This window comes from Nonomuraea sp. NPDC054003 (assembly GCF_055585125.1).
Genome location: NZ_JBVJKR010000013.1, coordinates 18620 through 34024 on the forward strand (window position 1 = coordinate 18620; position 15405 = coordinate 34024).

General features: G+C 71.6%; 12 protein-coding genes and 1 pseudogene. 3 read left to right on the forward strand and 10 right to left on the reverse strand.

Features of this window, described 5'->3' with window-relative positions; translation table 11 throughout:
• Positions 1 to 46 precede the first annotated feature (46 nt).
• Genes ACZ6YG_RS30620 through ACZ6YG_RS30630 form a run of 3 tightly spaced genes read right to left on the reverse strand, consistent with a single transcriptional unit; the run spans position 47 to position 4803 of the window.
• Complete coding sequence (locus ACZ6YG_RS30620; RefSeq protein ID WP_466019927.1) at positions 47 to 2515, reverse strand: hypothetical protein; 2469 nt, start codon at positions 2513 to 2515, stop codon at positions 47 to 49.
• A complete protein-coding gene (locus ACZ6YG_RS30625) occupies positions 2499 to 3791 on the reverse strand; it encodes a hypothetical protein (protein ID WP_466019928.1) in 1293 nt (430 codons plus the stop codon). The genes ACZ6YG_RS30620 and ACZ6YG_RS30625 overlap by 17 nt, the downstream gene beginning before the upstream one ends.
• On the reverse strand, positions 3784 to 4803 hold the full coding sequence (locus ACZ6YG_RS30630) for a hypothetical protein (RefSeq protein ID WP_364232803.1): 1020 nt from the start codon (positions 4801 to 4803) through the stop codon (positions 3784 to 3786). Before ACZ6YG_RS30630 ends, ACZ6YG_RS30625 begins: the two co-directional genes overlap by 8 nt.
• Positions 4804 to 5266: 463 nt before the next feature.
• Here ACZ6YG_RS30630 and ACZ6YG_RS30635 point away from each other — a divergent pair, with 463 nt between their 5' ends.
• On the forward strand, positions 5267 to 6703 hold the full coding sequence (locus tag ACZ6YG_RS30635) for a cellulase family glycosylhydrolase (protein ID WP_466019929.1): 1437 nt from the start codon (positions 5267 to 5269) through the stop codon (positions 6701 to 6703).
• Positions 6704 to 6747: 44 nt separating this feature from the next.
• Here ACZ6YG_RS30635 and ACZ6YG_RS30640 read toward each other — a convergent pair whose 3' ends face one another.
• On the reverse strand, positions 6748 to 7050 hold the full coding sequence (locus ACZ6YG_RS30640) for an SCO4225 family membrane protein (RefSeq protein ID WP_466019930.1): 303 nt from the start codon (positions 7048 to 7050) through the stop codon (positions 6748 to 6750).
• 550 nt (positions 7051 to 7600) lie between these two features.
• On the opposite strand from ACZ6YG_RS30640, the pseudogene ACZ6YG_RS30645 reads away from it, so the two are divergent.
• Positions 7601 to 7756 (forward strand): annotated as a pseudogene (locus ACZ6YG_RS30645) (DapH/DapD/GlmU-related protein); the annotation flags it as partial.
• 1216 nt (positions 7757 to 8972) lie between these two features.
• On the opposite strand, the gene ACZ6YG_RS30650 reads toward ACZ6YG_RS30645, so the two are convergent.
• From ACZ6YG_RS30650 to ACZ6YG_RS30670, 5 genes are read right to left on the reverse strand one after another with little or no spacing between them, the layout of a single operon-like run.
• A complete protein-coding gene (locus ACZ6YG_RS30650) occupies positions 8973 to 10799 on the reverse strand; it encodes an ABC transporter permease (protein ID WP_466019931.1) in 1827 nt (608 codons plus the stop codon).
• Positions 10800 to 10801: 2 nt separating this feature from the next.
• Positions 10802 to 11548 (reverse strand): ABC transporter ATP-binding protein, encoded by a 747-nt coding sequence (locus tag ACZ6YG_RS30655; RefSeq protein ID WP_271277692.1) that lies wholly within the window; start codon positions 11546 to 11548, stop codon positions 10802 to 10804.
• Positions 11545 to 12072, reverse strand: coding sequence for a PadR family transcriptional regulator (locus ACZ6YG_RS30660; protein WP_271277691.1), 528 nt, complete (start codon positions 12070 to 12072; stop codon positions 11545 to 11547). The genes ACZ6YG_RS30655 and ACZ6YG_RS30660 overlap by 4 nt, the downstream gene beginning before the upstream one ends.
• Positions 12073 to 12107: 35 nt before the next feature.
• Positions 12108 to 12830: a hypothetical protein gene (locus ACZ6YG_RS30665; protein WP_466019932.1), complete on the reverse strand. Its 723-nt coding sequence runs from the start codon at positions 12828 to 12830 to the stop codon at positions 12108 to 12110.
• Positions 12815 to 13165 (reverse strand): hypothetical protein, encoded by a 351-nt coding sequence (locus ACZ6YG_RS30670; protein WP_466019933.1) that lies wholly within the window; start codon positions 13163 to 13165, stop codon positions 12815 to 12817. Before ACZ6YG_RS30670 ends, ACZ6YG_RS30665 begins: the two co-directional genes overlap by 16 nt.
• 77 nt (positions 13166 to 13242) lie before the next feature.
• Here ACZ6YG_RS30670 and ACZ6YG_RS30675 point away from each other — a divergent pair, with 77 nt between their 5' ends.
• Positions 13243 to 14229, forward strand: coding sequence for a BtrH N-terminal domain-containing protein (locus ACZ6YG_RS30675; RefSeq protein ID WP_466019934.1), 987 nt, complete (start codon positions 13243 to 13245; stop codon positions 14227 to 14229).
• Here the strand turns inward: ACZ6YG_RS30675 and ACZ6YG_RS30680 are convergent.
• A complete protein-coding gene (locus ACZ6YG_RS30680) occupies positions 14215 to 15405 on the reverse strand; it encodes an RNA polymerase sigma factor (RefSeq protein WP_466019935.1) in 1191 nt (396 codons plus the stop codon). The genes ACZ6YG_RS30675 and ACZ6YG_RS30680 overlap by 15 nt on opposite strands.

Consider the following 15405-nt stretch of genomic DNA (forward strand, 5'->3'; position numbering starts at 1 on the left):
ACCAGTGCTGAGCGGTGCCTGTGAAACGGATGAGCGTCGCGCACCCTCAGCCGATCGACGCGCGCTCGTACGCGTCATAGCTGTCGCGCACGGCTGTGCCGCCCGCGGCCAGGGCCCGCAGCAGCGCCGCCAGCCTGGCGGGTCCGTCGCCGGGCGGCGTACGGTCGAGCGCGGCCCGGCACAGGTCCCGCAACTCCTGCTTGGTGCGCTGCCCGCGCAGGACACCGTCGAAGAACTGGTCCGCGCAGGCGTACAGGGCGCGGACGGCCGTCGCCGACTCGGTCTCCAGCTCCTCCCGCAGGCGGCCGAGCGCCTGCTCGACCATGTCGGTGAGCGTCTCCGACACCCACTGCGCGGTCTCCTCCGCGCGCTGCCGGGTGGACACCACCTTCAGCGCGGCCTCCACGGTCAGCCCTTCGGTCCTGTGGTCGACGAAGTCCTCCTCGGGAGCCGGCCTGGAGTCCGAGCCGGTTCCCTTCTTCCTCGCCCAGGTGGGCACGTCGTCGTCCGGGTCCGTACGCCGGGCGTCCTCACGCGGCGGGTCGTACGAGCTGCCCTCCCGCGCGTGGCCGCCGGGGATCTTCCCCCTGACGTCGATGTCCATCACGATGGGCTGCACGATCCGCAGGAACAGGCTCCGGACCCCGTAGCCGGTGCTCAGGTCGGCCAGGTCGGCCACGGTCGTGGCGAGGGCCACGTGCCCGTCGCCGCGCAGCGACTCGGCCAGCACCGTCAGCGAGCGCCGCTCCGGCAGCGTCTCCTCCGGCAGATGGCTCCACAACGCCTCCGTCACCTGCTGCTGCAGCTCGACGATCGCCTGGTCCATGGAGGCGTCCACGACCTTCTTGAAGGTGTCGGACACGTAGTGGCGGCTGCGGATGAACTCCTGCTCCACGGTGTCGAGCCGGAGCATCTTGGCGTCGGAGCGGACCTCGCTGAGCCACTCGCCGGGGGCGCTGTGGCCGAACCCGGCGGCCATCCACGCCCTGACCTCCTCGACGGCCTTCTCCACCGCCGCGTCGAGCTCGTCCGTCCGCCTGCCTTCCTGCACCCGCCGCAGGTAGTCGTCCGCGATGTCGCCGAGGGCGTCCGAGAGCCCGCGGCGGAGCCGCGTCACGAGCTCGCTGACGAGCGCGTCCTCCGTGGGCAGGGCGACGTTCTCCCGCCGCAGCGTCTCGGCCAGGCCGGCGACCGCCTCGACCGCGCGGCGCCCGGCCGCCTCCGTGCCCTGCCGCGCCGCGCCGAACGCGGCCTGGTCCATCGTGGCCAGCCGCGCGGCCAGATGCGACAGGACGGGAACCAGCACGCGCTCGCGTACCTCGTGCTCCTGGACGACGTCGGCGGTCAGCACCTGGATGCCGTGCATGCCCACGGCGCCGCGGGCCTGCTGGGTCGCGGTGTCGAACTGGCTCTTGGTCAGGTCGGTGTGCTCGGCGTCATGGTTGAGCAAGATGATCATGAAGTCGCCGATGGCCGCTCCGGCGCTCGCGGCGCGCGCGAGCCGCTGGATCTCGGTGTCGCTCTCGCTGAAGTGCACCGTGGTCTGCCGGGGCCGTTTGATCTGCAGCAGCAGGTCCACCTCGTTCCGCAGGTCCTGCATGAACTGCTGGGCCACGTCGATGCCCCGTTCCTGCGTGCCGGGGAGGTCGATCAGCGTGAGGTCGCGTACGGGATTGTTCGGGAACGGGCAGTAGATCCGGACGTCGCGCACGGCCAGGTAGGGGCGCGGCGCGTCCATCGGGCCCGAGGCCGGGGGATAGGAGACGTGCGCGGCCACCTGGTCGAGCGGGATCTCCCGCACCTGGTCGCGGACCAGGTGCGGCTCGTAGGAGCGCAGCGACGCCCGCGCCTCCTGGAGCCGGCGCAGGTGCTCGGGGGCGGCGGTGAGGTCCCGGCCGGCCGACCGGGGGTCGCTCCGGTAGTCCTCCCAGGTCGGATAGCGGTAACGGGCGAACTCCGTGATCGTGTACGGCAAGCTCAATCCCAGGGCGTCGTGGCGCGGCCTGAGATAGACGTCCCTGAACTCGGCGAAGTCCCGCAGCACGACCTCCGCGCGTGCGGTGTCCGAGTTGGAGATCCGGCTGCGGGTCGCGGTGGTGGGCAGCGAGTCCCGCGAGGTCGGCAGGACGTCGACGGGCAGGCGGTCCAGCCCGGAGATCGCCCGGAGCAGCGTGCTCTTGCCCATCTGGGTCTGACCGACCACGCCGATGTTGAGCGTCGTCCGCGAGGTGCGTTCCCGGACCGCCTGCAGATGCCCGGCCGCCTCGGTCAGCTCCGCCAGCACGGACCGGGCGTCGCCCTCGTCGAGGAAAGCCCGCAGGGCGGTGCTCAGCCCGGGGCTCAGCTCGTGGGCCGCGGCGTCGCGCCTGGCCTCCTCGGCCAGGGCCACCAGGTCCGCGAACGCCTGCCGCAGCGCCTCCCAGGCCGTGTACGACTCCTCCGCCTGTGCCTGCCGTGCCCGGCGGGCGTCCAGCACGGCGTTGATCCTGGCCTGAATCTCAGAAGCGTCCACCATGCCTCGCCATCTCTTCGTCGGGCTCTTGCGCGGATCTCCAGACGTACGCGGTCATGCGCGCGGTCCGCTCTCCCTGCTCCGTCACCCTGATTCCGATGAGCCGGCCCTTTTCGCCGATCATCACGCAGGTCACCTCGTGGAGGCCGGTCGCGACGTGCGGCGCCGGGTGCGGGTACATGTCGGCCTTCCGGCATCCGGGGAGGGTGCGGGCCGTGCCGGTCAGGATGGGGGTCTTCGGGGCGAACTCCAGCGAGACGCCGGTTCCGCGGCGGTAGCTCACCCACGGGCCCTTGCCGGTTTCGAAGCCGGGGACGAGCCGTTTCCCGGCCTGGTCCTTGAGGGTGAGGGGCTGGTTGACGATCCTTCGCCCGGTCTGCGGACGCTTCGGCGCCGCCGGGACGGTTGACCGGGTGGCGGGCTCGGGGGCCGACGCCTCCAGCGGGGCGCGCGAGGAGACGGCCACACCGACGACCAGCAGGACGAACACGGCCGCGCCGCCGAGCAGGATCGGGGACGATCCGTTCTTGCGGGGTGGCCGGGGGGTTCCGGCGACCGGCGGTGCTGGTCGGCGTTCGGGGCGCTCCAGGGGGTGGGGGTCGACGGGGCCCACGCGCTTTGAAGGCTCCAAGGGGCCGGAGCGGTCGAGACGGGGGACGCCGCGGTCGAGTACGCCCAGGTGGGTGACGCCGGCACCGGGCCGCCCCGCCGCGCTCCAGCCGAGTACGACACTGGCCGGGGCGGGGCTCGCCAGGGCGTGGTTCCACACGATGTCCCAGTCGTTCACGTGGATCACCGGCGGGAGCACGAGGTGCGGATCGACCGGAGGCGGCGGGGCGACCGGCCACGGTGGCGGGCCCGGCCGGCCGGGGTCGGGCCGTCGCACCGCGCTGACAGGAGCGTTCCAGACGGGCTCCATGTGGCGTTCGTAGACGGCTCCGGCCCAGGCGGGGTAGTGCTCGTACAGGTCCGGGAGCTCGGGACCGCCGCTGTCGGCGGCGGAGAACCAGCCGACGAAGCAGTACATCTCCCTGCTGCCGTCGGTGTGCATCGACCGGCTCAGTTCGATCGCCTGGCAGGCCACTCCCACCAGCCGCGCGCCCGGCCGGACGGTGATGAGGAAGCGGGGACGGCCCTCCAGTCGCCTGCCGCCGGCGATGACGGTGTGGATGGCGTTCTCCAGCCACTGGCGGTCGGCGCCCGGCGGGCGGACCCGCCACCACACGTCGGCCCCGGCGGTACGGCCGAAGACCACCGGCGCCCAGGTCTGCTCAGGCACGGCGGCCGGCCGCCCAGCGGGCCGGCGACCCGCCCTCGAACACGCGCAGGTTGCCGAGCCGTGCGGCCAGCGCGGAGATCGCCTGGGTGGACTGGTCGTAACGGCGCTGGTTGTGGCCGATCTCCGCTTCGACCGCCCGCAGCTCCTGCTCCAGCCGTAGCCGCTGGTCGCGTACGGCGCGCCGGCTGCTCTGCGGCAACGCGGCCAGCCGCTCCTTGAGGCTGCCGCGCTCGGCCGCGAGCTTCCCCAGGTGCTGATCGTCCAGGTGGGCGGCGGTCCGGTAGTAGTGCGTCATGGTGAACATGAGCGGCAGGTGGACGTCGTTCGGGTCCACGCCGTCCGGCCGGACGTTGCCGTCCGGCAACGTCTGCAGGGGACCGACCGTGACGGGGCAGACGGCGGTGCACACGCGCGGCTGGAAGGCCACCGGCAGCAGGTTCCTGACCTCGTCGACGACGCCGGTCAGGGTCCGCCCCGGGCCGCCGCCCCAGTCGATGAGGTCCGCCTTCGTGATGAGGATGGTTATCGACGGCCACGCGAGCCCGCGCGCGGTCCTGCGGGTGAGAGTTTCCGTGATCACACTGGAAATGCGGTGGGTGACCATCGCGCGGGCCAGTGGTTCGCGGCGTTCGGGGGTCACGGGCTTACGGAAGTGCTCCCCGTCGAGCGTCACGAAGATGGCCTGGGAAAGCGATATCTTGTTGAGCAGCGTTTGTGTGTCGAGCGAGCCGTCCACGCCGACGAAATCGTGCAGCGCGCCCCCGCGGAAATCGGTCCAGTCGAGCAGCGCCGACGGATTCATCTCCCGCGAGAAGACGAATCGGTAACTGATCGGCTTGACCGACGTCTGTGGCAGCGAAGTGCCCTGGCCCAGGTCATGCCAGCTCTCCAGGATCTGGACATCGGCATTGTTGGTGACTTCGTGAAGGTTGCAATTGCCGACGCCGCGCGTCATCGTCGCGTACAGCGCATGCAGATAAGTGGATTTTCCGGAACCCGGGGCGCCGATCATAGAGACCGTGAGCGTGGGTAATTCTTGCATGCGACCCCTCCCCTGTCGGCATGACGCCCTCGAATTTGACATGCGATCGGCCGGGACGGAATGGCGGATAGCTAAGAGTGGCCAAGTCGTTACCGCAACTGGAATGGTCGGGAATTTGTCCGGCCGGCCGTCAGGTATAGCGGGCGGTGAGAAATTCAATGTATCGCCGGTGCCGGCTGGTGTGTCACCGGCCGGCAGGAACCGGACAGGGGCAGACCGCCGCCGCGGTGGGTGGGACGATCACCCTTGAGGGGCGGGATCCCGGGCTGCGGATGGCGGGTATCAGTCGTCCTCCTACGAGGGCTCGGCTGACGCTGACCGACGTCCTTTTCTGGAACTTGGGCCTTGTGTGAGGGTTCCGTGTCAACCTATGCTGCGCCGCACGTTAAGAAACTTTCCTAACCGAATATGCCCCGGAGAATCGGAGTCGTTCGTGAGGCGAAGTGCAGGTGCGAGGATCTTCGCGGTCGTGGCCGCGCTGGTGGCGCCGTTGATGGTGCCCTCCGGCGCGAGCGCGGCCGTGGCCGACCCGCTGGTGTCGCAGGGCAGGCCCGTCACGGCCTCCTCGGTCGAGGCCGCCGGCCTGGAGCCGGACAAGGCGGTCGACGGCAACGCGTCCACGCGGTGGGCCAGCGCCGAGGGGGTGGACCCGCAGTGGATCCGGGTGGACCTCGGCGCCGCGCACACCATCTCCCGGGTACGGCTGACCTGGGAGGTGGCCCACGCCAGGGCGTATCGGGTGCAGACCTCGCCCGACGGCTCCACCTGGAGCGACGTCTACTCCACCGCCTCCGGTGACGGGGGGACCGACGACCTCACGGTCAGCGGCAGCGGCCGGTACGTGCGGGTGTACGGCACCCAGCGCGGCACCCAGTGGGGCTACTCCCTGTGGGAGCTGGAGGTCTTCGGGACTCTCACGGGAGGCAGCGGCGGCGGCACCCCGGTCCAGGCCAACGGGCAGCTGCGGGTGTGCGGCATCAAGCTCTGCAACGAGAACGGCAAGCAGATCCAGCTGCGCGGCATGAGCAGCCACGGCATCCAGTGGTACGACCAGTGCCTCAACAGCGCGTCGCTCGACGCGCTGGCGAACGACTGGAAGGCCGACGTCCTGCGCATCTCGATGTACATCCAGGAGGGCGGGTACGAGACCAACCCCCGGCTGTTCACCGACCGGGTGCACTCCCTGATCGAGATGGCCACCGCCCGCGGGATGTACGCGATCGTCGACTGGCACATGCTCACCCCGGGTGACCCGATGTACAACCTCAGCCGGGCCAAGACCTTCTTCACCGAGATCGCCCAGCGGCACGACGGCAAGAAGAACGTCCTGTACGAGATCGCCAACGAGCCGAACGGCGACGCCGTCACCTGGCCCGTCATCCGCGACTACGCGCACCAGCTCATCCCGGTGATCCGGCAGCACGACGCCGACGCCCCAATCCTGGTCGGCACCCGGGGCTGGTCGTCACTCGGCGTCTCCGCCGGCGGCAACGAGACCGAGATCATCAACAACCCGGTCAACGCGGCCAACATCATGTACACGTTCCACTTCTACGCGGCCTCGCACGACAGCCTGTACCTGAACACGCTGTCCCGGGCCGCCGACCGGCTGCCGATCTTCGTGACCGAGTTCGGCACGCAGACCGCGTCCGGCGACGGGGCCAACAACTTCGCCAGGTCGCAGCAGTATCTCGACCTCATGGCCCAGAAGAAGATCAGCTGGGTGAACTGGAACTTCTCGGACGACTTCCGTACGGGCGCCGTCTTCACCACCGGAACCTGCCCGAGCGGCTCGTTCGCCGGGACGAGCAGGCTCAAGGAGGCCGGTGTCTGGGTCCGCGACCGGATCCGCACCGCCGACGACTTCTGACGCGACACGGGCGCCCCGTCCCGGGACGGGGCGCCCGCGTGGCATCAGTCCGAGATCACGGGGCCACGCGCGACGCGCCAGAGCAGATACGCCTGCAGCAGGCCCGCTCCGGTGAGCAGCACGATGAGCAGTACGGGGTTGTCCAGTTGTGGCGGGACCCAGTGCCATCCCCACCAGATGAGGGGCCCGAGCGGGAATGTGACGACCATGAGGGCGAAGCCGGACAGCAGGATCGGGTCCTGGACGGTCAGCAGGATCACCGCCGAGGGGATGCCGAGGAGCATCACCAGACCGGCGTAGAGACCGGCGAGAACCGCGGCGAGCCGGCCGTTCCTGTAGCGCCTCATGCGGTCACGCTCCTCGGACGCTCGGGAGGAGGACGAGCGTATCCCATCGAAGCCGGGCCATGATCGTGGCCGCGAGCCATGGGTTAGCGTGTAGGCAAACGCTTTCCCGGGGGTTGGCATGGGCACCACCGCTCTCGACGGCGACGCCCCGTTCGCCCGTCACCATCACGACTACTCACCCTGGTCCTTCTGGGACGAAGCCGGTCAGGAAGAACAGGACAGGCAGCTCGAACTCCAGCGCGCTCTCACCGGACGGCACGCCGGCTACGAGTTCGGCGAGAGGTGCTTCGTCTCCGAGCTCGCCTCGGTGCAGAACGAGGAGCTGCGGCTCGGCCCGCGCACCTACGTCGCCGCCGGCGCCTACCTGAGCGGCTCGGTGCGGACGGGACGCGACTGCTCCATGAACCCCTACACCGTCGTCCGGGGCGACGTGCGGATCGGCGACGCGGTCCGGATCGGCGCCCACACCTCGCTGCTGGGGTTCAACCACACGATGTCCGATCCCGACGTCGAGGTCTTCCGGCAGCCGCTCACCAGCCGGGGCATCGAGATCGGGGACGATGTCTGGATCGGCTCCCACGTGGTCGTCCTGGACGGCGTGACCGTCGGCGACCGCGCGGTGATCGGGGCCGGCGCGGTCGTCACCAAGGACGTCCCGGCCGGCGCGATCGTCGGCGGCAACCCGGCGAAGGTGCTGCGCTGGCGGGTTCCCGGGTTGAAGCCGCCCGCCGGCGACCTGGCCACTGCGGTGGCGGGGTTCGCGGAGACCGCGCGTGAGCAGGCGGAGGACGTCCTGGCACGCTGCTTCGACCCCCGGCTCCTCGGCGGGGCGTTCGTCGACCGGCCGGGCGCGGCCGTCACCGTCCGCGCCCAGTGCGACGCGATCGAGATCGCCGACCTGCTGCTCGGCCGGGCCCCCGGCCCGATGCCGGCGGACGAGCAGGGCGACCGGCTGCGCTCCTGGCAGGACCCGGCGACGGGCCTGGTGGGTACGCTCCTCGCGGACGGCAGCCAGAGGGCGCCCGATCCAGGCTTGGCGGAGACGCTGCTCGCGGCCGGCGGCCGGCCTGATGCGGGCCTGGCGGAGACGCCGCTCGCGGATGGCGGACGACGGCCCGAGCCGGGGCTGTCCGACCCGGATGTCGGCTACCACGTCCTGTGCGTCGGCTACGCGCTCGACCTGCTGGGCAGCCGGTTCCCCGCGCCGGTCCGGCCGGTCGCCGACATGGAGGCCGGCGAACTGATCGCCTTCCTGGAGAGCCTGCCCTGGACGCGGGACGCCTGGGGAGCGGGGCACTGGGTCGACATCCTGGGCACCGCCATCCTGTGGAACGGCGAGCAGGTGCGCCCCGGGACCACGGAGGCCCTGTTCGGATGGCTGCTCACGCACGCCGATCCGGACACCGGGATGTGGGGTTCGGCGCGGCCGATCGACGGGCTGCTGCGGCTCGTCAACGGCTTCTACCGCGCGTCGCGCGGCACCTTCGCCCAGTTCGGGGTGCCGCTGCCGTACCCGGAGCGGGTCGTCGACACGGTGCTGCGGCACGCCCGCGATCCGCGGTACGTCCGCCCGGAGCGGCAGAACGCCTGCGACGTCCTCGACATCGCGCACCCGCTGTGGCTGACCCGGCACACCGGCTACCGCGCCGAAGAGGTGACGACCCTGGCCAGGACCCTGCTCACCGACGCGCTCGGGCACTGGACCGACGGCCTGGGCTTCGGGTTCCAGGCCCCGCACCCCACCACGGCCGGCGCCGCCGCGACCGTGCCGGGGCTGCAGGGGACGGAGATGTGGCTGGCGATCCTCTGGCTGCTGTCCGACCTCGCGGGCGTCGCGGACGCTCTCGGCTACCGGCCGCGCGGCGTGCACCGCCCCGAACCCGCCGTGGAGCGCCCTTGTACCGCGTAGGGCACGGCGTCACTCAGCCGGCCCGGAGGGTTTCGGTCACGGGGCGGCGGGCGCCGAGTCGGGCCGGGACGGAGGTGAGCGCCGCCACCACGAGGACGGCCGCCAGCACCAGGGCGAGTAGCTGCCAGAGCGCGGGAAGCGTGGCCCTGCCGCTGTCACCGCCGCTGATCGCGTTCACCGCGGCGAACAGCGCGAAGCCTCCCGGGAAGGCGCCCAAGACGGCGCCGGCGAGCGTGGGCAGCACCTGCGCGGCGGTCAGTGCCGTACTCACCTCGCGAGGGGTGGCGCCGAGGGCGCGCGCCAGTGCGGACCAGCGCCGGTTGTCGAGTACCGTCGCCCAGGTGATGACGACGGCGTTGACCGCCGTGAGGGAGAGCAGGATGACCGTCCAGACCAGGAGCACGTGGCGCAGCACGGCCACCTGGGAGTCGTCATATCCTCCGGCGAGTGGTTGGTCGCCGAGGAAGGCGTCGAGCACCAGGAGGACGTAGATCCCGCTGACCGTGATCGCGATACTGGCCACGGCCAGCGCGACCCGTCGCGGCCGGCGGGCGGCGATCCGCGAGGCGAGGAGCAGCGGGACGGGCAGTCGCGCGGAGATCGCGATCAGCCAGCCGACGCGGCGGGGTGGGCGTGGCGAGTCGGCCAGCATGTCGACGGTGCTGGAGCGGGCCGCGCGCACGGCCGGGACGACGGTCGCGACCAGCGCGACCCCGAGTGCCACGGCGGTCACGGAGGCGGCCGTCGACCACGTCATCGACGGCGTGCCCGCGCTGCCGACCAGGCCGGCACCGGGCTCGGTGAGCAGCGGAGCGGTCAGCGAGCCGATCGTCAGACCGGCGGCGGCCGCGACGGCGGCCACCAGGACGTACTCCGCGAGCAGCACGGCGGCGACCAGGCCAGGGGTGCCGCCGGCTGCCTTGAGGAGCCCGACGCGCCGGGTCTGATCGGCCATCCGGCCGCCGACCAGCACCGAAAGGCTGGCCACGGCGAGCAGGCCGAGCAGCCAGGCTCCGATCAGCAGCAGGATCTGGGAGTCCTCGGCGAGCTCGGTCGCGTCGTCGAGGATGGTCTGCCAGGGCTGCATGGGCAGATCGCCATGCTTCGTGTCGGCGAACGCCTGGGCCTCGCCCGGGTCGGCCAGCTTCAGGTTCATCACGTACGACAGCGAGTCCGGTCCCGGGGCGAGGCCCCGCACGTCCGCCTGGGTGAGCCAGACGAGGCCGGGATTGTGCGACAACCCCGCGGGCAGGGCCCTGTCGTCGGGCACGACGCCGTGCAGGCAACCGGCGGCGACCAGGCACGACCCGCCAGGATAGGGCGCCATGGAGGCGGTGACCGCGACACCGACGACCTCGAACGACCGGCCGCTCAGCGTGACCGGATCGCCGACGCGCAGCTCGAACGCACGGGCGAAGGCGGCTTCGACCACCACGCCGCCGTCGCTGACCCAGCTGCCCTCCACCAGCTCGGGCTGGTCGACCGACGCGGGTGCGGCGTCGCGTCCCACGGCCTGCACGTCTGACGTCCGCCGGGACGCCTGGAGCTTCGCCGCGGTGACCGGGTACGGTCCGCCGTGGTCGACGACGTCGGGGTCGCCGGCCAGTTCCTCCAGGAGGGGAAGCTCCGCCGACCGGCTTGCGCCCGCCACCACGTCGGGACCGGCGGTCGTCTCCCGGGTGCTCTGGTACGGATGGGCGGCCGCGTCGCGCAGGACGAGCCCGAGTGTCAACGTCGTGGTGGCCGCCATGATGGCGAGCAGCATGAGCACGGCCTCGACGCGGCGCCGCCGGAGGTCGCGCACGGCGAGGCGGCCCACGAGCAGGATGCGGCCCGTCACCTTCAGTCCTCCAGCCCGGCGAGGGCGCCGAGCCGCCCGGTGGTGCCGCCGGTCAACCAGGTCTCGTCCACCAACGCGCCGTCGCGCATCGAGAGCAACCGGTCCGCGGTGGCGGCGATCCGCGCGTCATGGGTGACGATGACCAGCGTCTGGCCGGCTGCGTGGAGGCCCTCGAAGAGCTGGAGGACGTCCAGGGTGGCGGCGCTGTCCAGGTTTCCGGTCGGTTCGTCGGCGAGGACGACCAGCGGCTCGTTGCTCAGCGCGCGGGCGACCGCGACCCGCTGCCGCTGGCCGCCGGACAGCGTGGAAGGCAGGAAGCCGGACCTGCCGGCGAGCCCGACCCGCTCCAGCAACTCCTCGGCACGCCGTCTGGCGGCCCGGGGCGAGCGTCCGGCCAGGAGCGCCGCCAGCTCGACGTTCTCCACGGCGGTGAGCTCCTCCATCAGGTGGAAGGACTGGAAGACGAAGCCGACGTCGGTCCGTCGCATCCGTGACAGGGCCTTCTCGCTGAGGTCGTCGACGCGGCGGCCGTTCAGCGACACCTCGCCGCCCGAAGGCCGGTCCAGACCGCCGAGCAGGTGCAGCAGCGTGGACTTCCCGCAGCCGCTGGGCCCCATGATCGCCACCGTCTCCCCGGCGCGGATGTCGAGATCGACCTCGTCGACGGCGCGCACGAGTCCGTCCCCCGTGCCGTACTCCTTACGTAACCCGCGGGCGGACAGCACGGGCGGGTCGGCGGCGATGGTCACGATCCACTCCTTCGATGGGTCCAGTCCTTCTCACATGCCTCCAGCCAGCGCAGGTCCGCCTGGAGCCGGAGCACGATGCCCTCCAGCAGCAGCGCCGGGTCGGAGCGGTCCGGCTCGGCCATGGCGGCGCGCTGGACGTCACGCAGCCGGCGCAGCAACTCACGGCGCTGGGTGTCGACGACGGCGAGCGGGTCGGCCAGCCGGGCCGACGCGGCCGCGATCAGCTTGAGATGGAACTCCGCGAGGTCGGGCTTGGGCCAGCTGACCTCGGCGATCCACTCGGCGACCCGCTGCTGGCCGTCGGGGGTGAGCGCGTACACCTTGCGATCCGACCGGTCGGCGCCGCCGGCGGTCTCCTCGACCGCGATGAGGCCGGCCTTCTCCAGCCGGGTGAGCGTGACGTAGACCTGCCCGGCGTTCATCGCCTCACCGAGAGGACCGAGCGCGTCCCGCAGCCGCGCACGCAGCTGGTAGCCGTAGGAGGGCTCCTTGGCCAGCATCGCCAGCACCACTTCTTGCCGCATCGCGACCCCTAACCGTTAGCCCCTATAGCTAACGGTTAGCCTCCACCCCTGTCAAGCCGGCCGGCCCTTCCGCGTCCGGCGAGATGCGAGGAGAAACGGACCGCCCCTGCCGCCAGCACCGGCATCCCGAGCCCCCAGCAGCGCAGGAACGCCCAGACTTCCTGGTTCGTATGCTCACCGTTGCCCTGGATCTCTGGTGCGAGAGAAGAGGCGATCATCGGCAGCAGGAGCAGCGCGAAGCCCGCGAGCAGGAGCGCCGCACCGGCCGCGGTCGACTGACGGGGCCGGTACGGGCGGGCCGCCAGCAGGGTCAGGGCCGCGGCGCAGACGACGGCGGGCAGCGCCACCTTGCCCGCCCAGTGCAGCAGCATCGTCGTCGTCCAGTACCACCGCTCGGCCGGAAGCGGATCCAAGAAGTACAGCATGGGGGCCGGGGGGCCGAGAAGATCTCGCACCGTGCCGAGGAGGCCGCCGCCGACGAAGGCGAGGACGAACACCGGCAAGCGCCGCCCGGTACGGAGCACGGCGAGGGCGCCGGCGGCGGCGAGCAGGCCGAGGAGCACGCCCTTGGTGGCACCGTAGGCGAACGGGATCCACTTGTTCCACGGGTAGTTCCCGACCGTGACCGCCGTCCAGGCGCCGACGGCGCCCCACGAGACGACCCCGACGGCGATCCCGACGCACAGCAGGTCCCAGACGCGGCCGTCCCGGTCGCGTGCGGGGTTCGGTAAGAAGGGGTGGGTCACCAGTCGCGCCATTCGTCCGTGAGCTCGAACCGCTTGATGCCGCGACGGGCCGCGAGCCCGTCGAGGTCTATCCCCGCCTCGGTGAGCACGTCGTCGATGAACTCGCACAACTCCTCCCGCTCGACGGTGTCCAAGTCGTGGTCGTGCGTCCCGTCCACGGCGTTGAGCCCTTCGACCACCCGCCGGATCGCCGCGAGGACCTCGTCGTCGGAGGGCGAGCCGAAGCGCCGTACCTCGGCCTCGAAAGACGTCAGGACCCGTTCGGCCGCCGCCACGAACGGCTCCGGATAGGGCGCGGCGAAGTCGGCGACATGTGCGCGCCAGGTGTCTGTCGGTCTCCTGATCATTGCGTGATCGTAGGCCGATTGGACTCTCCCACGGGGGGAGGCCCCATGCTGGTGACCGGACACGAGGAGAGCGGCGCATGACCATCGTCAAGGACATCGAGGCCCGCGGCCTGCACCATTGCGAGACGACGGCGCTCGGGGTGCTGCTGCGGCACGAAGGGCTCGATCTGTCCGAACCTCTGCTGTTCGGGCTGGGGTCGGGACTGTCCTTCGTCTACTGGGACGGCAAGAGCATGCCGTTCCCGTTCCTCGGCGGCCGCGTCAAGCCTTTCGAGCTGACCAGGAACCTGGCGGCCAGGCTGGGGCTGACGTTGACGGTGAAGGAGACCGCCTCACCGCGCAAGGCGTGGGAGAACGTGGCCGCCCCCATCGACGCCGGCCGGCCGGTCGGGCTCCAGCTCGACTCGTACCATCTGGACTATTTCTCGACAAAGGTGCACTTCGGCGGCCATGTCGTCGCCATGTACGGCTACGACGAGCAGGACGTCCACCTCGTGGACACCGGCCAGCAGGGCGGAGCGGTGCGCACGAGCCGGGCCGGCCTCGCCAGGGCGCGGGCCGAACGCGGTCCGATGACCGCCAGGCACCGGTCCTTCACCATCACCCTGCCGCCTCACCCGACGCCGCCCTGGCAGGAGCAGCTCGCCGGCGCCATCAGGGACTGCGCCGACGCCTTCCTCGCCGCGCCCATCGCGAACCTGGGTCACCGCGGTATCGCGAAAGCCGCCAAACAGGTGCCCCGATGGCTGCTCCGCGCCGACGACCCGGCGCGGGACCTGCCGCGGGCCGCCCTCCTCATGGAGCAGGCCGGCACCGGCGGCGCCCTGTTCCGCGTCCTTTACCGCGACTTCCTCGAAGAGTGCGCCGGGCTGATCGACGACGGCAACCTTCGCGCGGGTCACCGGCTGTACGCGGAGGCCGCCGTCCTGTGGACGGACGTGTCCGCCCTGATCGCGAAGGCGGGGGAGAGCGGCGACGCGGCGCACCTGGAGCAGGCCGGGGCCATCCTCCGTGAACTCTCGCGCATCGAGGAGGACGCGATGCGGCTGCTACGGCTGCTGTAGCCGGCCGCGCAGGAAACGACGCTCCGCGTCGGTGGGCGCGAGGTCGAGCGCCGCCCGGTAGTGTCCCTCCGCCTCCTGCCCGCGGCCCGCGCGTCGCAGCAGGTCAGCACGGGTGGCGTGCAACAGGTAATAGCCGTCGAGCCCGGTGATCCCGTCGACCAGGCGGAGCGCCGCCTCGGGCCCGCTGACCATGCCGATCGCCACGGCACGGTTCAGCTCCACGATCGGGCTCGGCGCGATGCGCGCGAGCTCCGCGTACAGTCCGGCGATCTGCGGCCAGTCCGTCCGGGAGGCGAGCGGCGCGGTCGCGTGGCACGCCGCGATGGCCGCCTGGAGCTGGAACGGCCCGGCGCGGCCCCGGCGCAGCGCCCGCTCGCAGATCGCGGCGCCCTCCGCGATCCGCGCCTGGTCCCACAGCGTGCGGTCCTGCTCGTCGAGGGTGACCAGATCTCCGGCCGCGTCCACGCGCGCCGGTCGCCGGGCGTCGTGCAGCAGCATCAGCGCGAGCACGCCCTGCGCCTCAGGCTCGTCGGGCATCAGCACCGTCACCACCCGCGCCAGGCGGATGGCCTCCTGGCAGAGCCGGGCCTTCGCCGGATCTCCGTACCCTTCGTTGAACAGCAGGTAGAGCACGTGCAGCACGGCGGGAAGGCGGTCGGGCAGCAGGTGCGCGGGCGGCACCCGGAAGGGGATGGCCGCGTGCGCGACCTTCTGCTTGGCGCGGAAGATGCGCTGGCCCATGGTGCGTTCGGGCACCAGGAACGCCCGCGCGATCTCGGCGGTGCTCATGCCGGTCAGGCTCCGCAGGGTCAGCGCCACCTGGGCATCGAGGTTCAGCGACGGATGGCAGCAGGTGAACATGAGCTCCAGGCGCTCGTCAGGGATCTCGCTGTCACGCAGGTAGGGCGGTGGTTCCATGGCGGCCGCCTCCCGCAGCTTCGCCGCCTCGCCGGCCGCGCGGCGCATCCGGTCGATCGCGCGGTGACGGGCCGTGGTGGTCAGCCACGCCAGCGGCTGGTCGGGCACCCCGGACTCCGGCCACTTCTGGAGCGCCTTGGTGAACGCGTCCTGCGCGCACTCCTCGGCCAGGTCCCAGTCGCCGCCGGTGAACCGGATCATGGTGGCCACGATCCGGCTCCACCCGTCGGCGTAGATCCCGGCGATCTCGTCCTTCAC